Raw genomic sequence first — 16,170 nt, 5'->3', positions numbered from 1 at the left:
GTCGCCTGGTTTGGCCTAAGACAAAAAAGATCGGCCATGAAACATGGCCGATCCGCAATCATGTCTGCGCGGCGCCGTCACTAGACGCCGCAAGCTCAAGATCAGAACTCTTCCCAATCATTATGAGCGACCGCAGCAGCGGCATTTCCACCCTTGAAGCTGGATGCCAGGCGCTGCGTCAACGCCCGCGCCTGCGATACCACCGGTCTCGACGTTTCGGTGGCAACCGAGGGCGATGTCCGCGCCGGCGAGCGAGCATGCTGGTCGAGCGTGAACTGACCAAGCAGCGCATTCAACGCGCTGGCTTCCTTGGCCAGGCTATGGCTCGCGGCATTGGTCTGTTCAACCATCGCCGCGTTCTGCTGCGTGCCTTGGTCCATGGTGTTGACCGCGGTATTGATCTCCTGAATGCCCGTCGACTGCTCGCGCGCGGCCTCGACGATAGCGCGGACATGCCGGGTAATTTCGGTCACTTCCGCTTCGATCTGGACAAGCGCCGTGCCGGTTTCTCCGACGAGATTGACACCGGTGCTGACCTGCGTTTCTGACGTGGTGATCAGGAACTTGATCTCCTTTGCCGCCTTGGCCGACCGCTGCGCGAGTTCGCGAACTTCCTGGGCAACGACAGCAAATCCCTTGCCGGCTTCGCCGGCACGCGCCGCCTCGACACCCGCGTTCAAGGCCAGCAAGTTCGTCTGGAACGCGATGTCGTCGATAACGCCGATGATGTTGCTGATCTCGCCGGATGATTTGGCGATCTCGTTCATGGCCGAGACGGCATTGCGTACAACGCCACCCGATTTTTCAGCACCAGACCGCGTGCGCTCGACGAGCACGCTTGCCTCTTCGGCGCGTTTGGTCGAATCGCGCACCGTTGTGGTGATCTGTTCCAGAGCCGCTGCGGTTTCCTCGAGGGAAGCGGCCTGCTGTTCAGTGCGGCGCGCGAGATCATCGGCGGCAGAGCGAATTTCCGCGGCGCCGGAATTGATGACACCGGCATTCTGGCCTACCGCCTGCAGGGCAGCCTGCAGCTTGTCGAGCGACAGGTTGTAGCTGTTGCGCAGAGAATCCAGGTGATCGACGAATGGCTTGGATATGCGATGAGAAACATCGCCGTCGGCAAGCCGGCTGAGGCCGAGCGCGAGCGCTTCGACAGCTTCGCGGGTATCGGCGGCGTCCTTCTCCTTGCCAGCTTCACGAGCCCGGCGCTCATGTTCCGACAGCGAGCGACCTTCATCGGCTTCGCGCTCAAGACGCGAGCGTTCGAGCGCGTTATCGCGGAAAACCGCGACCGCCGCGGCCATCTGGCCAACTTCGTCCTTGCGATCCAGGCCTGGGGTCTCGCTTGCCGTATCGCCGGATGCCAGCGTCCGCATGCGCTCGCGAAGACGATCGATCGGCGTGGTGATGCCGCGCGAGGCGACAAAGAGACCTAGGGCGACGATGGCAAGCAGGGCAACGCCAAGTGCCGACAGGCCGGTGATGATCGTGTGGTCGGTCGTTGCCTGGAGGTCGGCCGTTCCTTCTTCCATCATCTTGATCAACTGATCGTTGCCACCAGCAAACAGCGGCAGTATCGCCGTCAGCTGATTGCCGGCGCGGCGCATGACCACAACGGCTTCGTCACGCTTCCCTTCCCTGACCAGCGAAATGACCTGCTGACCCGTCGTGTCGAAGGCCGCGATAGCGGTCAGCATCGCCGCGGCCGGCTCAGCCCTCGATTCGACGAGGCGTCCGGTGGTTACGATGCGCTCCTTCATCAGAGCCAGGTTGTCGTTGTAGATCTTGATGGACGCCGCGAACTCGGGAGATGCGGGATCGTTGATCATCATCAGGCCCAGCTGGAATCCAAGCTGCAACAGCCCGCCGGTCGCCCTGGCATTGAGGGTCGCCGCCATGCTTTCATGCGACAGGAAGCTTGCATATCGGCTGTCCGCATTCTTGAATTGCGTGCTGACATAGGCAAGTCCGGCGATCGCGGTGATACCCATCAAGGCAATCACGGCGACAATTTTCGTGCGAATTTTAGCGTTTTGAAGAAAGCTCATGGCAAGGCCTGACGCGCGGCCGGATACTGTTCATCGCTTTACCGGCGGGCCCACGCATTCACGGGTCGACCAGGCATGCACGAACATCTACCGACATATGGAGGGGCATGGCAGCGCAACTCCACCGTCATGGCGAATAGCTCCTCCCAGAACTGCCGAGATCCATTCGTCATACAATTAACTTACAAAACCATTAAAATTGTCCGGATTGGCTGGCAACATGCTGATCTCGCCAATGTTTTTTCCTGGCGGGTTTGGCTGGGTGCGGCAACCAGAGCGCGATGGCGTTTCAGCGGCTAGGCCTTTAGCACCCCACCGGCTTTGACGATCGCTTCCGGCGTGTCGAGATCGAGACGCGCCGCCGCACCGATTTCCACACCGATGATGGGCATGCCGCATGTTTCGATAATCCCGCGTGCGCCCATATCACCTTCAAGGCGCAGAACCGCGTCTTTAAGGGAGTTCGGCAGAATGACGGGATTGCCGGGTTGGCCATCGGCGACGCAGCGGATGATCGCCTCTCCACGCGCGCTTTCAAATGTCTCGATCAACTGATTGATGTTCGCGATGGATATCCCGGGCATGTCACCCATCATGACGAGAATTCCATGCGCGCCGGAGGATTGCCTGGAAGCAAATCCGGCCTTGAGCGAACTCGCCATGCCCGAACTGTAGGCGGGATTTTCGATGATGTGAAGCGGCAGATCGTGCAGGGCGTTTCTGATCTCGACCTGGCGATGTCCGACCACAACGATAACGGCTGAAGCGTCGGAGGCCAACGCAGCCCGCGCGACGCGACGAATAAGGGGAACGCCATCAAATTCGGCCAGCAACTTGTGAGCGCCGCCTTCTCCCATCCGGCTGGCTCGTCCAGCGGCGAGCACCACGATAGCGACCGAAGGTTTCATCCTGTTTCCAATCTCCCAGATCGCGATCAGGCGAGACCTGCCAGTCCTCGTTCCTACAACGCGGTCAATATGTTAACACCGCCCGTTGGTAGTAGCCATGGGTCATCGGCGCAAGCACGATCAGTATGGCGTCAAAGTCTTGACGATCGGTCGAGCATAGCTCTCGCATGCTAATCAAGATATAACTTGACTAATAAAGTCATAAAATAATAGACGGAGGTCAATTCCAAGGGAGTGACCACCAATGCGCCTCACCGGCAAGATCCAAGCACTAGCAGCCGCCCTCTTCCTCTCGACCGCCTTGCCGGCTCTGGCCGATACCGTCACCATCAAGGACGTGACGGGCCGAAGCGTCGAAGTGAATACGCCCGTGAAGCATATGATTCTCGGCGAAGGCCGCCAGATCTACTTCCTCGCCGCGCTCGACAAGGAGAACCCCTTCGAACACGTGGTCGGCTGGCGCGACGATCTGCCGAAGGCGGATCCGGAATCCTACGACGCCTATCTCGCCAAGTATCCCGATATTGCCAAGCTGCCGACATTCGGCGGCATGAAGGATGGCACCTTCGATATCGAGCAGGCCGTGGCGCTGAAGCCCGACGTCATCCTTATGAACATCGACGCCAAGACCGCGACGGAAGAAGCAGGCTATATCGAAAAGCTCGGCAAGGTCGGCATTCCCCTCGTCTACGTGGATTTCCGCGAGAAGCCGATGGAAAACACCGAGCCCAGCATGCGCGTCATGGGCCAGCTGATGGGCAAGGAGGCGGTCGCCGAGGATTTCATCAAGTTCCGCGCCGACAGCATCAAGCGCGTGACCGATGTCATCGAGAAGAACAACCCGAAGAAGCCGGTGGTCTTCGTGGAACGTGCCGGTGGCTATTCGGATGATTGCTGCATGTCCTTCGGCAACGAGAATTTCGGCAAGATGGTCGAGATCGCCGGCGGCATCAACATGGCCAAGGAGATCATTCCCGGCACGTTCGGAACGGTCAATCCGGAGCAGGTGATCGCGTCCAACCCGGATCAGATCATCGTGACCGGTGGCAATTGGGACAAGTACGTTCCAGGCGGCGCCTGGGTCGGCGTCGGCTATGGCGCTGATCTAAAGGAAGCCCATCGCAAGCTCGAGGCACTGACCAAGCGTCCGGCCTTCACGGGCGTCAAGGCCGTTGCCGACGGCAATGTCCACGCCATCTGGCACCAATTCTACAACAACCCCTATCAGTTCGTCGCGATCCAGGAGATGGCGAAGTGGCTGCATCCCGATCTCTTCGCCGATCTCGATCCTGAAGCGACCTTCAAGGAACTACATGCCCGCTTCCTGCCTCTGGACTACAAGCAGGGTTACTTCGTCTCTCTGAAGGACATGTGAGCATGGCTGTCAGCGCCATCGAGACATCGACAACGGGGCGCGTGCAATATCGCGCCCTTGCCTTGCGCCGCATCCTGATCCTGCTCGCGCTCACCATCGCGCTGTGTTTCAGCATCGCGCTCGATATGGCGCTCGGACCGGCCAACTATTCGCTATCGGACGTGCTTTCCGCACTTGCCGACCCGAGTGCGGTGGCCGCGCAGCTGCGGGTGATCATCTGGGATATCCGCATGCCGATCGCCCTGATGGCGGTCACGGTCGGAGCATCCTTGTCGGTTGCCGGCGCGCAGATGCAGACCATCCTCTCCAATCCACTCGCGAGCCCGTTTACGCTGGGAATCTCGGCGGCGGCGAGTTTCGGCGCAGCACTGGCTTTGGTGGGCGGCGTTTCGCTGTTTCCCGGTGCCATCCAGTACATGGTGCCGCTCAACGCTTTCCTGATGGCAATGGCTGCGGCGCTCTTCATTCATTTCGCCTCGACGATGCGCGGCGTGAGCGTCGAGACCATCGTGCTGCTCGGCATCGCGCTGGTCTTCACCTTCAATGCGGCCCTGTCGCTGCTCGAATATCTGGCCTCCGAGCACGCGCTTGCCGCCGTGGTGTTCTGGACCATGGGGAGCCTCACCAAGGCGACATGGCCGAAGGTCTGGTTCACGGCCGGCGTTCTCGTCGTGACCGTTCCCCTATTCATGAAGGACGCCTGGGCGCTGACCGCACTCAGGCTCGGCGACGACAAGGCGGCCAGCATGGGCGTCAATGTGCGTCGGCTACGGCTGCAGACGATGATGATCGTCAGCCTGCTCGCCGCCATACCGGTCTCCTTCGTGGGAACGATCGGCTTCGTCGGACTGGTCGGTCCGCATATCGCACGCATGGTCGTCGGCGAGGATCAGCGCTTCTTCTTGCCGGGAGCCGTCATCTGCGGCGCGCTTCTTCTGTCCGTGACATCGGTGGTGAGCAAGATGCTCATTCCCGGCGCCATCCTGCCGATCGGCGTGATCACGGCGCTGGTAGGCGTGCCGTTCTTCTTCGTCCTCATTTTCAGCAACAGGAGACGCGCATGGTAGCGCTCGCGCTCAAAAACGTTGGCGCGACCTATGGTCGGGTCAAGGTTCTCCAGGATGTCGGGATCGACGATCTTCGCGGCGGCAGCGTCACCGCGATCATCGGCCCGAATGCGGCTGGAAAATCCACGCTATTCAAGCGCATCGCCTCGCTGATCAAGGGGCCGGGGCTGGTCGAACTCTCCGATACCGAAGCCGGCGCGCGAACGATCTGTTACATGCCGCAGGACACCGGCGCCAATGCCGTGCTGACGGTCTACGAGTCCGTCTTGCTGTCGGCAAAGCAGGGCAGCGGCTGGCGAGTGGCCGACGAGGAACTGGCGGCGATAGACCGGCTCTTGAAGGCGCTGCGCATCGACGATCTCGCGTTTCGCGGGCTTGGCGAACTTTCCGGCGGCCAGCGCCAGCTGGTCTCACTTGCCCAGGCGCTCATCCGCAATCCGGAAGTCCTGCTGATGGACGAGCCGACCTCCGCACTCGATCTGGATCGGCAGGTGGAGGTCCTGGACTTCATCTCCGCCACCGCCAAGCGCGACGGCATGATCGTTCTCATCGCGCTTCACGATCTCAATCACGCGCTGCGCTATTGCGAGAACACCGTCGTTATCAGCAACGGCAAGATGGCGGCGAGCGGCAAGACCGGCGACGTGATCACCAAGACCATGCTGCGCGATATCTACAAGATCGACGCGCGGATCGAACACTGCTCGCAGGGAACGCCGCTCGTCATCGTCGACGGCGCCATCTGATCGCTTAGACTGTAGCCTGCGCTGCGCCAAACACCTTGGCGCGGCGTACCGTGACGAAGCCGCGATCCCCTGCCCGAACAGCACGCTCGGGCTCGACATCGAATTCCAGCTGCACGCCGCTCTCGGTGCTCGCCAGAATGCGCCGACCATCCGGCCTGTCGAGAACACGATCGACGCTGGCGCCGATGCCGGGGCCGTCTCCGGACCAATCGAGGTCGGCCGGGCGCGCATAGATCTCGCCGGTGCCATCAGCAATGCCGGGTGCCGCGACCGAGGCGCCGCCGGCATAGGCGACGCCGGAGCGGATTTCGGCCGGCAATACGTTTGCATCACCCAAGAATTTCATCACGAAAGCCGATTGCGGATCGCGGCAGACCTGCTCGGGCGTGCCCTCCTGAACGATCTTGCCGTCCTTCAGGATGACGACGCGGTCAGCGAGATCCAGCGCCTCTTCCTGGTCGTGGGTCACGAAGATGGTGGTGATCCCGAGCTCGTGGTGGATCTCGCGCAGCCAGCGGCGCAGATCGTGACGGACATTGGCGTCGAGCGCGCCAAACGGCTCGTCGAGAAGCAGCACCTTCGGATCGACCGAGAGTGCGCGGGCGAGCGCCACGCGCTGGCGCTGGCCGCCGGAGATTTGTGCCGGGAACCGGTCGCCCAGCCCCTCCAGCCGCACGAGACGCAGCAGTTCGCTGACGCGGGCTTCGATCGCGGCCTTGTCGCGCTTGACCTTTGAGACCTTCATGCCGAAGGCAATGTTTTCGGCGACCGTCATGTGCGGGAAGAGCGCGTAATGCTGGAAGACGAAGCCGACGCCGCGATCGCGCACCGGAATGTCGGTCGCATCCTGGTCGCCGAAGAATATCTGGCCGCCATCCGAATATTCGAGGCCGGCGACCATCCGCAGGATCGTGGTCTTGCCGGAACCCGATGGCCCCAGCAGCGCCAGAAGTTCGCCACTGCGGATATCCAGCGATACATCACGCACGGCACGGAACGTGTCGAAGGTTTTGACGACGTGGTCGAGGCGGATCTTCATGGGTTTTTCTCTGCTGGCTGGGCAACGAGGGTCGGGCGTGCGGCGGGCTTGGCGCTGCTGGAGCGGCGGCCGGCGCCCTGGCGCTCGAGCGCCACCTTGGCGATGATGGTGAAGATGGCGATGACCGCCAGGATCGAGGCGGCGGCAAAGGCGCCGGTTGCCTGATAATCGTGATAGAGCAGCTCGATGTGCAGCGGCAGCGTATTCGTCTGGCCGCGGATATTGCCCGAGACCACCGACACGGCGCCGAACTCGCCCATCACGCGCGCATTGCAAAGCACGACACCATAGAGCATCGCCCACTTGATGTTCGGCAGTGTGACCGAGAAGAACGTGCGCCAGCCGGACGCGCCGAGCGATGTTGCCGCTTCTTCGAGATCGCGCCCTTGCGCCTGCATCAGGGGGATGAGTTCGCGCGCGACGAATGGCGCGGTCACGAACATCGAGGCGAGAACGATGCCTGGAATGGCGAACAGGATCTTGATGTCATAGGCCTCGAGCGTCGGCCCGAAGATGCCTTGCAGCCCATAGACGAAGAGATAGGCAACGCCGGCGACGATGGGCGATACGGAGAACGGCACCTCGATCAGCACGAGCAGGAAGCGCTTGCCCCAGAAATCGAACTTGGTGATCGACCATGCAGCTGCGACGCCGAAGGCGGTGTTGATGGGCACGGCGATCAACGCGGTCAGCACCGTCAGCATGATCGCATGCAGCGTATCGGGATGGCTGATCGTGGCGCTATAGACCTGCCAGCCCTTGGCGAAGGCTTCGACGCCGATGATAACGAGCGGCGCGAGGATGAGGAACGCGCCGATGATAAGCACGAGGCTAATCAATGTGCGTCGGACGATCGGCTGATCGCCGACGCGCGGCGGTTTGCGGCGGGTGGGAATGCTGCTCATGATCAGTTCCTCACCGTATATCGCAGCGCCCGCGCCTGCATCCAGTTGGTCAGCGCCAGCATGAGGAAGGCTGTGAGCAGCAGGACAGAGGCGATCGCGGCGGCCGCCTGGTAGTCGTATTCCTCAAGCCGGATGAAGACGAGCAGTGCGGTGATCTCCGTCGACATCGGCTGGTTGCCGGCGATGAAGATGATGGCGCCGAACTCGCCAAGCGAGCGGGCGAAGGACAGAGACACGCCGGCAAGCAGCGCCGGCGTCAGCAGCGGCAGCATGACCTTGCGGAAGATCGTCCAGTCCGAACCGCCAAGCGACTGCGCCGCCTCTTCATAAGCCGGGTCGAGATCCTCCAAAACCGGCTGAACGGTGCGCACGATGAAAGGAAGGCTGGTGAAGCACATGGCGACCATGATGCCGATCGGCGTATAGGCGACCTTGATGCCGATACCTTCAAGCACCGAGCCGAACCAGCCATTCGCGGCAAACAGCGTCGTCAGCGCGATACCGGCCACTGCGGTCGGCAGCGCGAAAGGCAAATCGACCATAGCATCGACGAGGCGCCAGCCGGGGAAGCGATAGCGCGTCAGCACCCAGGCGAGCGCGAAGCCGAAAAACAGGTTGAAGATCGTGGCGCCGAGCGCCGAGAGCACCGTGACCCGATAGCTGGCGAGCGCGCGCGAGGATGACACGATGCGCCAGTAGTCCTCTGGCCCAAGGCTTGCAGCCTTGAACACCAGGGCGGCCAGAGGCAGGACGACGATAAGGCCGACATAGAGAAGGGTCACACCCAGCGACAGGCGTAATCCGGGCAGGACATTGCGTCTCAAGCGGTCATTCCCTGTTTCATAAGTCCTGCTCTGCAAGCACGATGACGAAAGCGGCCCGGCGGGCAAACGCCAGCCGGGCCAAGCGATGTGATATCTTGTTAGGGCTTACCGGCTGCCATAAAGCTTGTCGAGAATGCCGCCGGAAGCGAAGTGTTCCTTCTGGATCTTTTCCCAGCCGCCAAACGTATCGTCGACATTGACAAGGCGGATCGCCGGGAACTGGTCCTTGAACTCGCCGATCACCTTCTCATCGCGAACGCGATGGCCGAACTGCGCGGCAATCCGCTGGCCTTCCTCGGTGTAGAGGAAGTCGAGATAGGATTTCGCGAGCGCTTCGGAGCCATGCTTTGCGGCGACCTTGTCGACCACAGCGACGGGGAATTCGGCAAGCAGGCTGACCGACGGGATCACGCCCTGAACCTTGTCGGAGCCGTACTGCTTCTCGATGCCGCGTGTCTCGGCCTCGAAGGTGATCAGCACATCGCCGGTCTCGCGCTCGACGAAGGTCGTCGTGGAGGCGCGGCCACCGGTGTCGAAGACCGGCACGTTGTCGAAGATCTTGGTGATGTAGGCTTCGATCTTACCCTCGTCGTCCTTGTAGGCTTCCTTCGCCCAGGCATAGGCGGCGAGATAGGTGTAGCGCGCATTGCCCGATGTCTTCGGGTTCGGGAAAACCGCATGCACGTCGTCACGCGCCAGATCGCCCCAGTCCTTGATGTTCTTCGGGTTGCCGGCGCGCACCAGGAAGGATGGGAAGGAATAGAAGGGCGACGCGTTGTTCGGGAAGGCCTTTGCCCAATCCTTGGAGACGAAACCGTTCTTTGCCAGGAAATCGATATCCGTCGACTGGTTGAACGTCACGACGTCTGCCTCCAGCCCCTCGATGATCGAGCGCGCCTGCTTGGAGGTGCCGGCATGCGACTGGTCGATGGTCACACCGGGATGCTGCTTGATGAAGGCTTCGTTCTCCGAGGCGAAAAGCTCGCGCGAAACGTCGTAGGAAGCGTTTAGAAGCTTCTTCGGCTCTTCGGCATGGGCCTGAACGGAAAGGAGGGCGGCAAGCGCTGTGCCGAGAATCAGAAGGCGTTTCATCTATCGCTCCGGTGTTTTACTGTGCGGTGAAACTAATCGGACCGCCTCCAGATCGCGAGGAACCACCGCCCCCGCTTGCGGACAGGCTTAGAAATTCTGTCCTTTTTTCGCCATATTTCGCGGTGGTTTTGCTTCATGCGGCGCTACACTCTACTCGCGAAGCATTCCTAAGCCTCTGCCAACAAACCGCTTTCCCCGAGCCGGGAATTTGAGAGGGCCGAATAGAAATTACTGCGAAGTCTCGGCTCCTCAGTCCACGACATGGCCCTTGCGCTCGTCCAGGCTTTGGCGTATCACCCCGACATCACAGGGGTGCTCCGTAATGCCGGGGCTGAGATACGATCGCATGATCGTGGACCCTCAAGCTGATCTGGATAATGCCAGCGGAGCGAGGTAGAGCGATGTTTTCCGGCGCGCAGATTTCACTGTATCCCATGACCGACGATTTCGTCGGCGTCATCACCCATGCGCTTTCCGCGCTCGATCCCCATCGTGACAGGTTGCGGATCGAGACGGACGACATTTCGACGCTGATCATCGGCACTCCCGACGTCGTTTTCGCCGCCATGCGCGATCTGTTCGCGGCGGCCGCCAGCAGCGGCAAGCATTGCGTCTTGCACGCGACCATCTCGCGCGGTTGCCCCGGCGAGCCTGACGACCCGATCTGCCAGACGCCCGAACTGACCGGCCCCATGGCACCGCTCGACGAGCGCAAGGCCCGCGCGCACCAGGCGGTCAAGGACGCGCCTGTCATCGGTCAGGAAACGGCCGCGCAGTTTTCGCTCTATACACTCGGGATCGATGGCCACATGGACGAGATCTACGGCTGCATCGACTTCCTGAAGAATTCGGGCGTCTTCGAAAAATCGAAGAACTTCTGCACGAAGCTGCGCGGCGACACCGGCGCGGTGTTTTCGACCGTGCACGAAGCGCTGGTGCGCTTTGGCCCGCCAGCAGGCCATGTGACGATCGACCTTACCGTCTCGGCAAACAGCCCGTCCAAGCGCTAAGCGCCGCCCCACGCTCGCGCCCCAAACGGTTGCTCCCATGTCGACATCACGTCTGCCTTCGCGGCAGGTCGTTTCCGACCTGCACCATCATATCCGTACTGGTCTGAGCCAGGCTCTGCCGGCAATCGCGGCGGTCTGCCTTCTGGTGGCGGCTTGGGAGGCCTATGTTCGCCTGTCCGGCATCTCGCCCACGACCTTGCCCGCGCCGTCCCGCGTGCTTGCGCAGACCTTCCAGTCACGACAGGCGCTGTTCGACAACACGCTCCCGACCTTGCGGGCGACGCTCGCCGGTTTCGGCTGCTCGCTCGCGGCAGCCTTCATCCTGTCGGTGCTAATTGACTTCTGCCAGCCGCTTCGTCGGGCGCTGTTTCCCCTCTTCATCATCAGCCAGACGCTGCCGCTGGTCGCCATCGCGCCACTGATCGTTCTGTGGTTCGGCTTCGGCCTGACGCCGAAGATCCTGCTGGTCGCACTCGTCACCTTCTTCCCGATGCTGGTAGCGCTTTGCCAGGGCTATCAATCGACCGAAGACGAGTTGCAGCAACTGGTTGCCTCGATGGGTGCACCGCGCTGGAAGCAGTTCCTGCTCGCCCGGCTGCCATCCGCCCTGCCATTCTTCTTCGCCGGGCTGCGTATATCCATCACCTACGCCGTCGTCGGCGCGATCTTCGCGGAATATGCGGGTGCTGCCAAAGGGCTCGGCATCTACATGCTGAACGCCAAGAACAATTTCCGGCCCGATCTGGTGCTGGCCGCCGTGTTCGTCAGCGCCGTCCTCACTCTTACTCTATTCGGCCTCACCGTCATCGCCGAACACCTGGCCATGCCATGGGCAAGACGCGGAAAGGGAGGCGCCCGATGACCGTGCCGCGCCTGGAACTCGACCACATCACCTGCCGCTACGACGAAACGCCTGTTTTGTCGGACATCTCGCTGACGGTGAAGCCCGGCGAATTCGTCTCCATTCTCGGGCCTTCGGGCTCCGGCAAGTCAACGCTCTTCAAACTGCTGACCGGCGCGCGCAGGCCTGAGAGCGGCAGCATGCGCTTCGACGGCCAACCGCTTGACGGAACGATCCGCCCCTTCGCCTTCATGCCGCAGCGCGACGCGCTGATGCCGTGGCGGCGCATAATCGACAACACCACGCTTGGCCTTGAGGTCCAGGGCATGCGCCGCGCCGAGGCCCGCCGGCGGGTGCTGCCTTTGTTTTCCGAATTCGGCCTCGACGGCTTCGAACAGCACTATCCGGCGGCATTGTCCGGCGGCATGCGGCAACGGGCGGCACTGCTGCGCACCGTGGTGCAGCACAAGCCGATGCTCTTGCTCGACGAACCCTTCGGCGCGCTCGACGCATTGACGCGCGCAGGCATGCAGCGGTGGCTGGAGGAGATGTGGTCGCAGCACGACTGGACCGCGATGCTCGTCACTCATGATGTGCGCGAGGCGGTCTATCTCTCCGACCGCATCTATATCTTCTCGCCCCGCCCTGCCCGCGTCATCCGCGAGATCACCGTCGATCTGCCGCGCCCGCGCATATTGGACGGCGCGGCGCGCGCGCTTGCGGCCGAGATCGAGGCCGACATCCTCGACACTCTCTTCAATGCCCCTAACGACGCCACAACGACCAACCTGGAGGAACCACGATGAAAAACCCGATGCTGACCCGCCGCGCAGCCCTGGCTTCAGCCGCAGGGCTTGCGCTTACGCTGCCAATGTCGCCGCTTCTCTCGAAGTCGGCCTGCAGCGAGGAGAAGCGCCCCGTCAAGGTCGCCCTGGACTGGACACCGAATACCAACCACATCGGCCTGTTCGTGGCCCGCGACAAGGGATTTTACCGCGATGCGGGCCTCGACGTGGAGATCCTGCCCTATACGGACACCTCGGCCGGCACACTCGTCGCCAATCATGTCGCTGACTTCGGCATTGACGGCGCCATCGGCCTCATGACGCAGCGGACAGCCGGCGCCGATCTCATGGCGACCTATGCCATCGTCCAGACCGAGACCGGCCGTCTCGTCTTCAATGCCGATCGCGATGACATCCGCAGCCCCAGGGATCTTGACGGCAAGACCTATGGTGGCTTCGGCAGCGCCTGGGAGAACGCGCTGATCGGCTCGCTTATCCGCCATGATGGCGGCAAGGGCGAATTCGAGACCGTGACGCTCGGCACCTCCGCCTATCAGGCACTCGCCAACGGCAGTGTCGATTTCACGCTCGAGGTCTACACCTGGGAGGGCGTGCAGGCGGAACTCGAGGGTGTGAAGCAACGCGCCTTCCGCTACGCCGATTATGGCGTTCCGGACGAGCACACCACGCTGCTCGCCTCCAGCCAGGCATTTCTAGACGAGAAGCCGGAACTCGCCCGCGCCTTCCTGCAGGCGACGCGCAAGGGCTACGACTTCGCGGTCGATCACCCCGACGACGCGGTCGATCTGATGATCGCGGCCAATAGCGACGCGCTGACCAATCGTGCGCTTGTAGAGGCATCGCTGAAGGCGCTGATCGCGGGACACTATTTCCGCACAAACGACGGCATTACCGGTCGCATCGATCCGGCCAAGATGACGGCGATCGGCAACTATCTGTTCCAGGCGAAAATCCTGAAGGACGCCGACGGCAAGGCGCTTGAGGCAGCACCTGATTTCACCGGCTATTTCACGAACACGCCGCTCGACGCCGCCTGACAGCCGGCATGCCTGCACCATCCACGACACTCCTCCAATCGGTAGCCGGTTGGAGGAGTGCTTCCCGTGGCCGAGGCGATCAAGAGCACAAGGCCAAGCGAGTAGCCTAGCGTGCAGTTTGATTAAAGCTTTACCGAAAATTCATGATGTAGCGCCGATTGCTAGCGGGCGAATTATTTATACCATTACGGCGTTCTCGCCACTTTGATTTTCGGAGCTTTCATTTTGAAAAACCTAAGGATTTCACGCCAACTTTTTATGCTCGTGGGCCTGCTGCTCGTCATATTCTCGGGCATTGTATACATGCAGATCAGCACATTGCGTGATGCCATCTACACCGAACGTTTCGAAATGATGCGCTCGCAGGTCGAAAGCGCCATCAGTGTGCTCGACACCTTCTACCAGCAGGAGAAAGCCGGAACACTGACGCACGAAGCCGCACAACAGGCAGCCTTCAAGGTTGTCGAGAAGATGAAATACGAGCCTTCAGGCTATTTCGTCGGCTTCGACTACAATGTCGTCCAGATCTTCAAGGAAGGCTCCAAAAGCATCGGTCAGAACCAGTCCGGCACACAGGACAAGACCGGAAAATATATCTCCAAGGAGCAGGTTGATCGCGGTATCGCTGGCGGCGGCCGCACGATCTTCTACTGGCAGAAGCCCGGCCAGCCGGCTGATCAGCTCTTCCTCAAGGGCAATTATTCAAAAGCCTTCGAACCCTGGAAGGTCGTTGTTGCGACCGGCGTCTACATGGATGACGTGGAGGCGCAGATCTGGGATGCGACGATTGAAGTCGTTGGTCTCTGTCTCATCGCGCTGTTCATCGCCGTCGCCATGGCTTTCTACATCATTCGCAGCATTTCGCAGCCGCTGACTGCGATCCACGACGCGTTGGGCGCGGTTGCCAATGAGGATATCAGCAAGGTCATTCCGCACACCGACCTGCGCAACGAAGTCGGTATGATGGCGAAAGCCACCAAGTCGCTGCAGGAAAAGGTGCGCGATCGCCAGCAGATGACCATCCGGCAGGAAGAGCAGCAGCGCGAGCTCAATGCCGAGCGCCAGCGCAGCGTCGATGCGCAGTTGCTTGACGCCGAGCAGCAGGCGCATGTTGTCTCGACAATCGGAAGTTCGCTCGAGAGGCTGGCGAACGGCGACCTCACCGTCCGTTGCGATGATCTCGGCGCCAAATATGCCGGCCTGCGCGACAACTTCAACGATGCGCTCGCACGGCTTGAGCAGGCGATGTCGCGCGTCAGCCTGAAGGGCAACGACATTGCCGTCAGCAAGGAAGAAATTCGCCGCGCCTCCAACGAGCTCGCGCAGCGCACGGAACGCCAGGCCGCGAACCTCGAGGAAACCTCCGCGGCGCTCGACGAACTGACGGTTGCCGTCAGGCAGACCGCCGATGGCGCCCGCGAAGCGGCGCGGCGCGTCTCAAGCGTCAGCAGCGAAGCGCAGCAAAGCGACGCTGTCGTAAGCGAAGCGATCAACGCCATGAACGGGATCGAACAGTCCTCCGCCGAGATCACGAAGATCATCGGTGTCATCGACGAAATCGCCTTCCAGACGAACCTTCTGGCCCTCAATGCCGGCGTCGAAGCGGCCCGCGCAGGCGAAAGCGGCAAGGGTTTCGCGGTTGTCGCGCAGGAGGTTCGCGAACTCGCGCAGCGGTCCGCCGCGGCGGCGAAGGAAATCAAAGGCCAGATTTCCAGCTCCTCGACGCAGGTCGCGCATGGTGTGGATCTCGTCGGACGCGCCGGTGAAGCGCTGAAGAGGATTTCAAGCCAGATCGAAAGCGCCAACGAGATCGTCTCGAAGATCTCTCACAGTGCCCAGGAGCAGGACACAACGTTGCGTTCGATCTCGCAATCGATGAACCAGCTGGATACGGCAACGCAGCAGAATGCCGCGATGGCGGAAGAGACGACCGCATCCGCCGAGGTGCTCGCCAACGACACCGGCGATCTGCTCGATCTGATCCGGGGCTTCCGCATTGCTCAGAGGGATGGGGCGACGTCGCTTCACGACATGGGCCAGAAGATGCGGCTCGCAAGCTAACTCTCCGACGCGATCGAGTCGGCTCGATTATCGGAATAGATGTGGCGGCGTCTCCCCAGGCGTCGCCACATTTCGTTGTGCTCATAACCTTTGCCGGCGAGGAAGTTTGCAAGCAGGCCGTGAGGAAAATCGCGCACACCCCCGAGTCAAACTTGACTCTAGCAATCAAGATAAGTAAGCAATGCTGACGTAATCAAAGGTCAGCCATCGGCGGCCGTTACGCGGGTCCATTTCGACGATGACAGCACGCGCCTACAGCAAAGTGACGGTCCTCACGGCAGCGATTGAGCAGCCGGCCGCCACGCGTGCGTCCACGCATACCGCCAATAAAAAACGCCTTTAAATCGCCAGCGGAGGAGCGTGCCAGGTCACCTGCGGCTCCGCCTGCGGGACTGAAACGACACGCGCCAA

14 protein-coding genes and 1 riboswitch are annotated in these 16,170 nt (G+C 61.4%); of the genes, 8 read left to right on the top strand and 6 right to left on the bottom strand.

Features of this window, described 5'->3' with window-relative positions; translation table 11 throughout:
- Window positions 1–101: 101 nt before the first annotated feature.
- Window positions 102–2,048, bottom strand: coding sequence for a methyl-accepting chemotaxis protein (locus tag ACODTZ_RS02035; RefSeq protein WP_489023365.1), 1,947 nt, complete (start codon window positions 2,046–2,048; stop codon window positions 102–104).
- Window positions 2,049–2,344: 296 nt separating this feature from the next.
- Window positions 2,345–2,956, bottom strand: a complete 612-nt coding sequence (locus ACODTZ_RS02030; protein WP_489023364.1) for a nucleotidyltransferase family protein — start codon at window positions 2,954–2,956, stop codon at window positions 2,345–2,347.
- Between the two features lie 244 nt (window positions 2,957–3,200).
- On the opposite strand from ACODTZ_RS02030, the gene ACODTZ_RS02025 reads away from it, so the two are divergent.
- From ACODTZ_RS02025 to ACODTZ_RS02015, 3 genes are read left to right on the top strand one after another with little or no spacing between them, the layout of a single operon-like run.
- Window positions 3,201–4,331 carry an ABC transporter substrate-binding protein gene (locus tag ACODTZ_RS02025; protein ID WP_489023362.1) on the top strand — a complete coding sequence of 377 codons (1,131 nt, stop codon included), beginning with the start codon at window positions 3,201–3,203 and terminating at the stop codon, window positions 4,329–4,331.
- Window positions 4,332–4,333: 2 nt separating this feature from the next.
- Window positions 4,334–5,398 carry a FecCD family ABC transporter permease gene (locus tag ACODTZ_RS02020; RefSeq protein WP_489023360.1) on the top strand — a complete coding sequence of 355 codons (1,065 nt, stop codon included), beginning with the start codon at window positions 4,334–4,336 and terminating at the stop codon, window positions 5,396–5,398.
- Window positions 5,392–6,144 (top strand): ABC transporter ATP-binding protein, encoded by a 753-nt coding sequence (locus ACODTZ_RS02015; RefSeq protein ID WP_489023359.1) that lies wholly within the window; start codon window positions 5,392–5,394, stop codon window positions 6,142–6,144. Before ACODTZ_RS02020 ends, ACODTZ_RS02015 begins: the two co-directional genes overlap by 7 nt.
- Window positions 6,145–6,148: 4 nt before the next feature.
- Here ACODTZ_RS02015 and ACODTZ_RS02010 read toward each other — a convergent pair whose 3' ends face one another.
- The 4 genes from ACODTZ_RS02010 to cysP form a co-directional block, all read right to left on the bottom strand.
- Window positions 6,149–7,183, bottom strand: a complete 1,035-nt coding sequence (locus ACODTZ_RS02010; protein ID WP_489023357.1) for a sulfate/molybdate ABC transporter ATP-binding protein — start codon at window positions 7,181–7,183, stop codon at window positions 6,149–6,151.
- On the bottom strand, window positions 7,180–8,088 hold the full coding sequence (gene cysW, locus ACODTZ_RS02005; protein WP_489023355.1) for a sulfate ABC transporter permease subunit CysW: 909 nt from the start codon (window positions 8,086–8,088) through the stop codon (window positions 7,180–7,182). The genes ACODTZ_RS02010 and cysW overlap by 4 nt, the downstream gene beginning before the upstream one ends.
- Window positions 8,089–8,090: 2 nt before the next feature.
- Window positions 8,091–8,912, bottom strand: coding sequence for a sulfate ABC transporter permease subunit CysT (cysT, locus tag ACODTZ_RS02000; RefSeq protein ID WP_489023353.1), 822 nt, complete (start codon window positions 8,910–8,912; stop codon window positions 8,091–8,093).
- Window positions 8,913–9,017: 105 nt separating this feature from the next.
- Entirely contained in the window at window positions 9,018–10,004 is a 987-nt protein-coding gene (gene cysP / locus ACODTZ_RS01995; RefSeq protein WP_489023352.1) for a thiosulfate ABC transporter substrate-binding protein CysP, read from the bottom strand.
- Between the two features lie 298 nt (window positions 10,005–10,302).
- Window positions 10,303–10,414, top strand: a riboswitch (TPP riboswitch).
- On the opposite strand from cysP, the gene ACODTZ_RS01990 reads away from it, so the two are divergent.
- From ACODTZ_RS01990 to ACODTZ_RS01970, 5 genes are all read left to right on the top strand, one after another.
- Window positions 10,406–11,014 carry a YkoF family thiamine/hydroxymethylpyrimidine-binding protein gene (locus ACODTZ_RS01990; RefSeq protein WP_047504290.1) on the top strand — a complete coding sequence of 203 codons (609 nt, stop codon included), beginning with the start codon at window positions 10,406–10,408 and terminating at the stop codon, window positions 11,012–11,014. Its footprint overlaps the riboswitch before it by 9 nt.
- A 37-nt stretch (window positions 11,015–11,051) precedes the next feature.
- Window positions 11,052–11,876, top strand: coding sequence for an ABC transporter permease (locus ACODTZ_RS01985; RefSeq protein WP_489023350.1), 825 nt, complete (start codon window positions 11,052–11,054; stop codon window positions 11,874–11,876).
- On the top strand, window positions 11,873–12,661 hold the full coding sequence (locus tag ACODTZ_RS01980) for an ABC transporter ATP-binding protein (RefSeq protein WP_489023348.1): 789 nt from the start codon (window positions 11,873–11,875) through the stop codon (window positions 12,659–12,661). Before ACODTZ_RS01985 ends, ACODTZ_RS01980 begins: the two co-directional genes overlap by 4 nt.
- Entirely contained in the window at window positions 12,658–13,698 is a 1,041-nt protein-coding gene (locus ACODTZ_RS01975) for an ABC transporter substrate-binding protein (RefSeq protein ID WP_489023346.1), read from the top strand. The genes ACODTZ_RS01980 and ACODTZ_RS01975 overlap by 4 nt, the downstream gene beginning before the upstream one ends.
- A gap of 225 nt (window positions 13,699–13,923) precedes the next feature.
- Window positions 13,924–15,759 carry a methyl-accepting chemotaxis protein gene (locus tag ACODTZ_RS01970; RefSeq protein ID WP_489023344.1) on the top strand — a complete coding sequence of 612 codons (1,836 nt, stop codon included), beginning with the start codon at window positions 13,924–13,926 and terminating at the stop codon, window positions 15,757–15,759.
- Window positions 15,760–16,170: the final 411 nt, after the last annotated feature.

This window comes from Rhizobium sp. FG113 (genome assembly GCF_057809895.1).
Note: the sequence above shows the minus strand (reverse complement) of the source record. Positions and strands in the feature narration are given on the sequence as shown.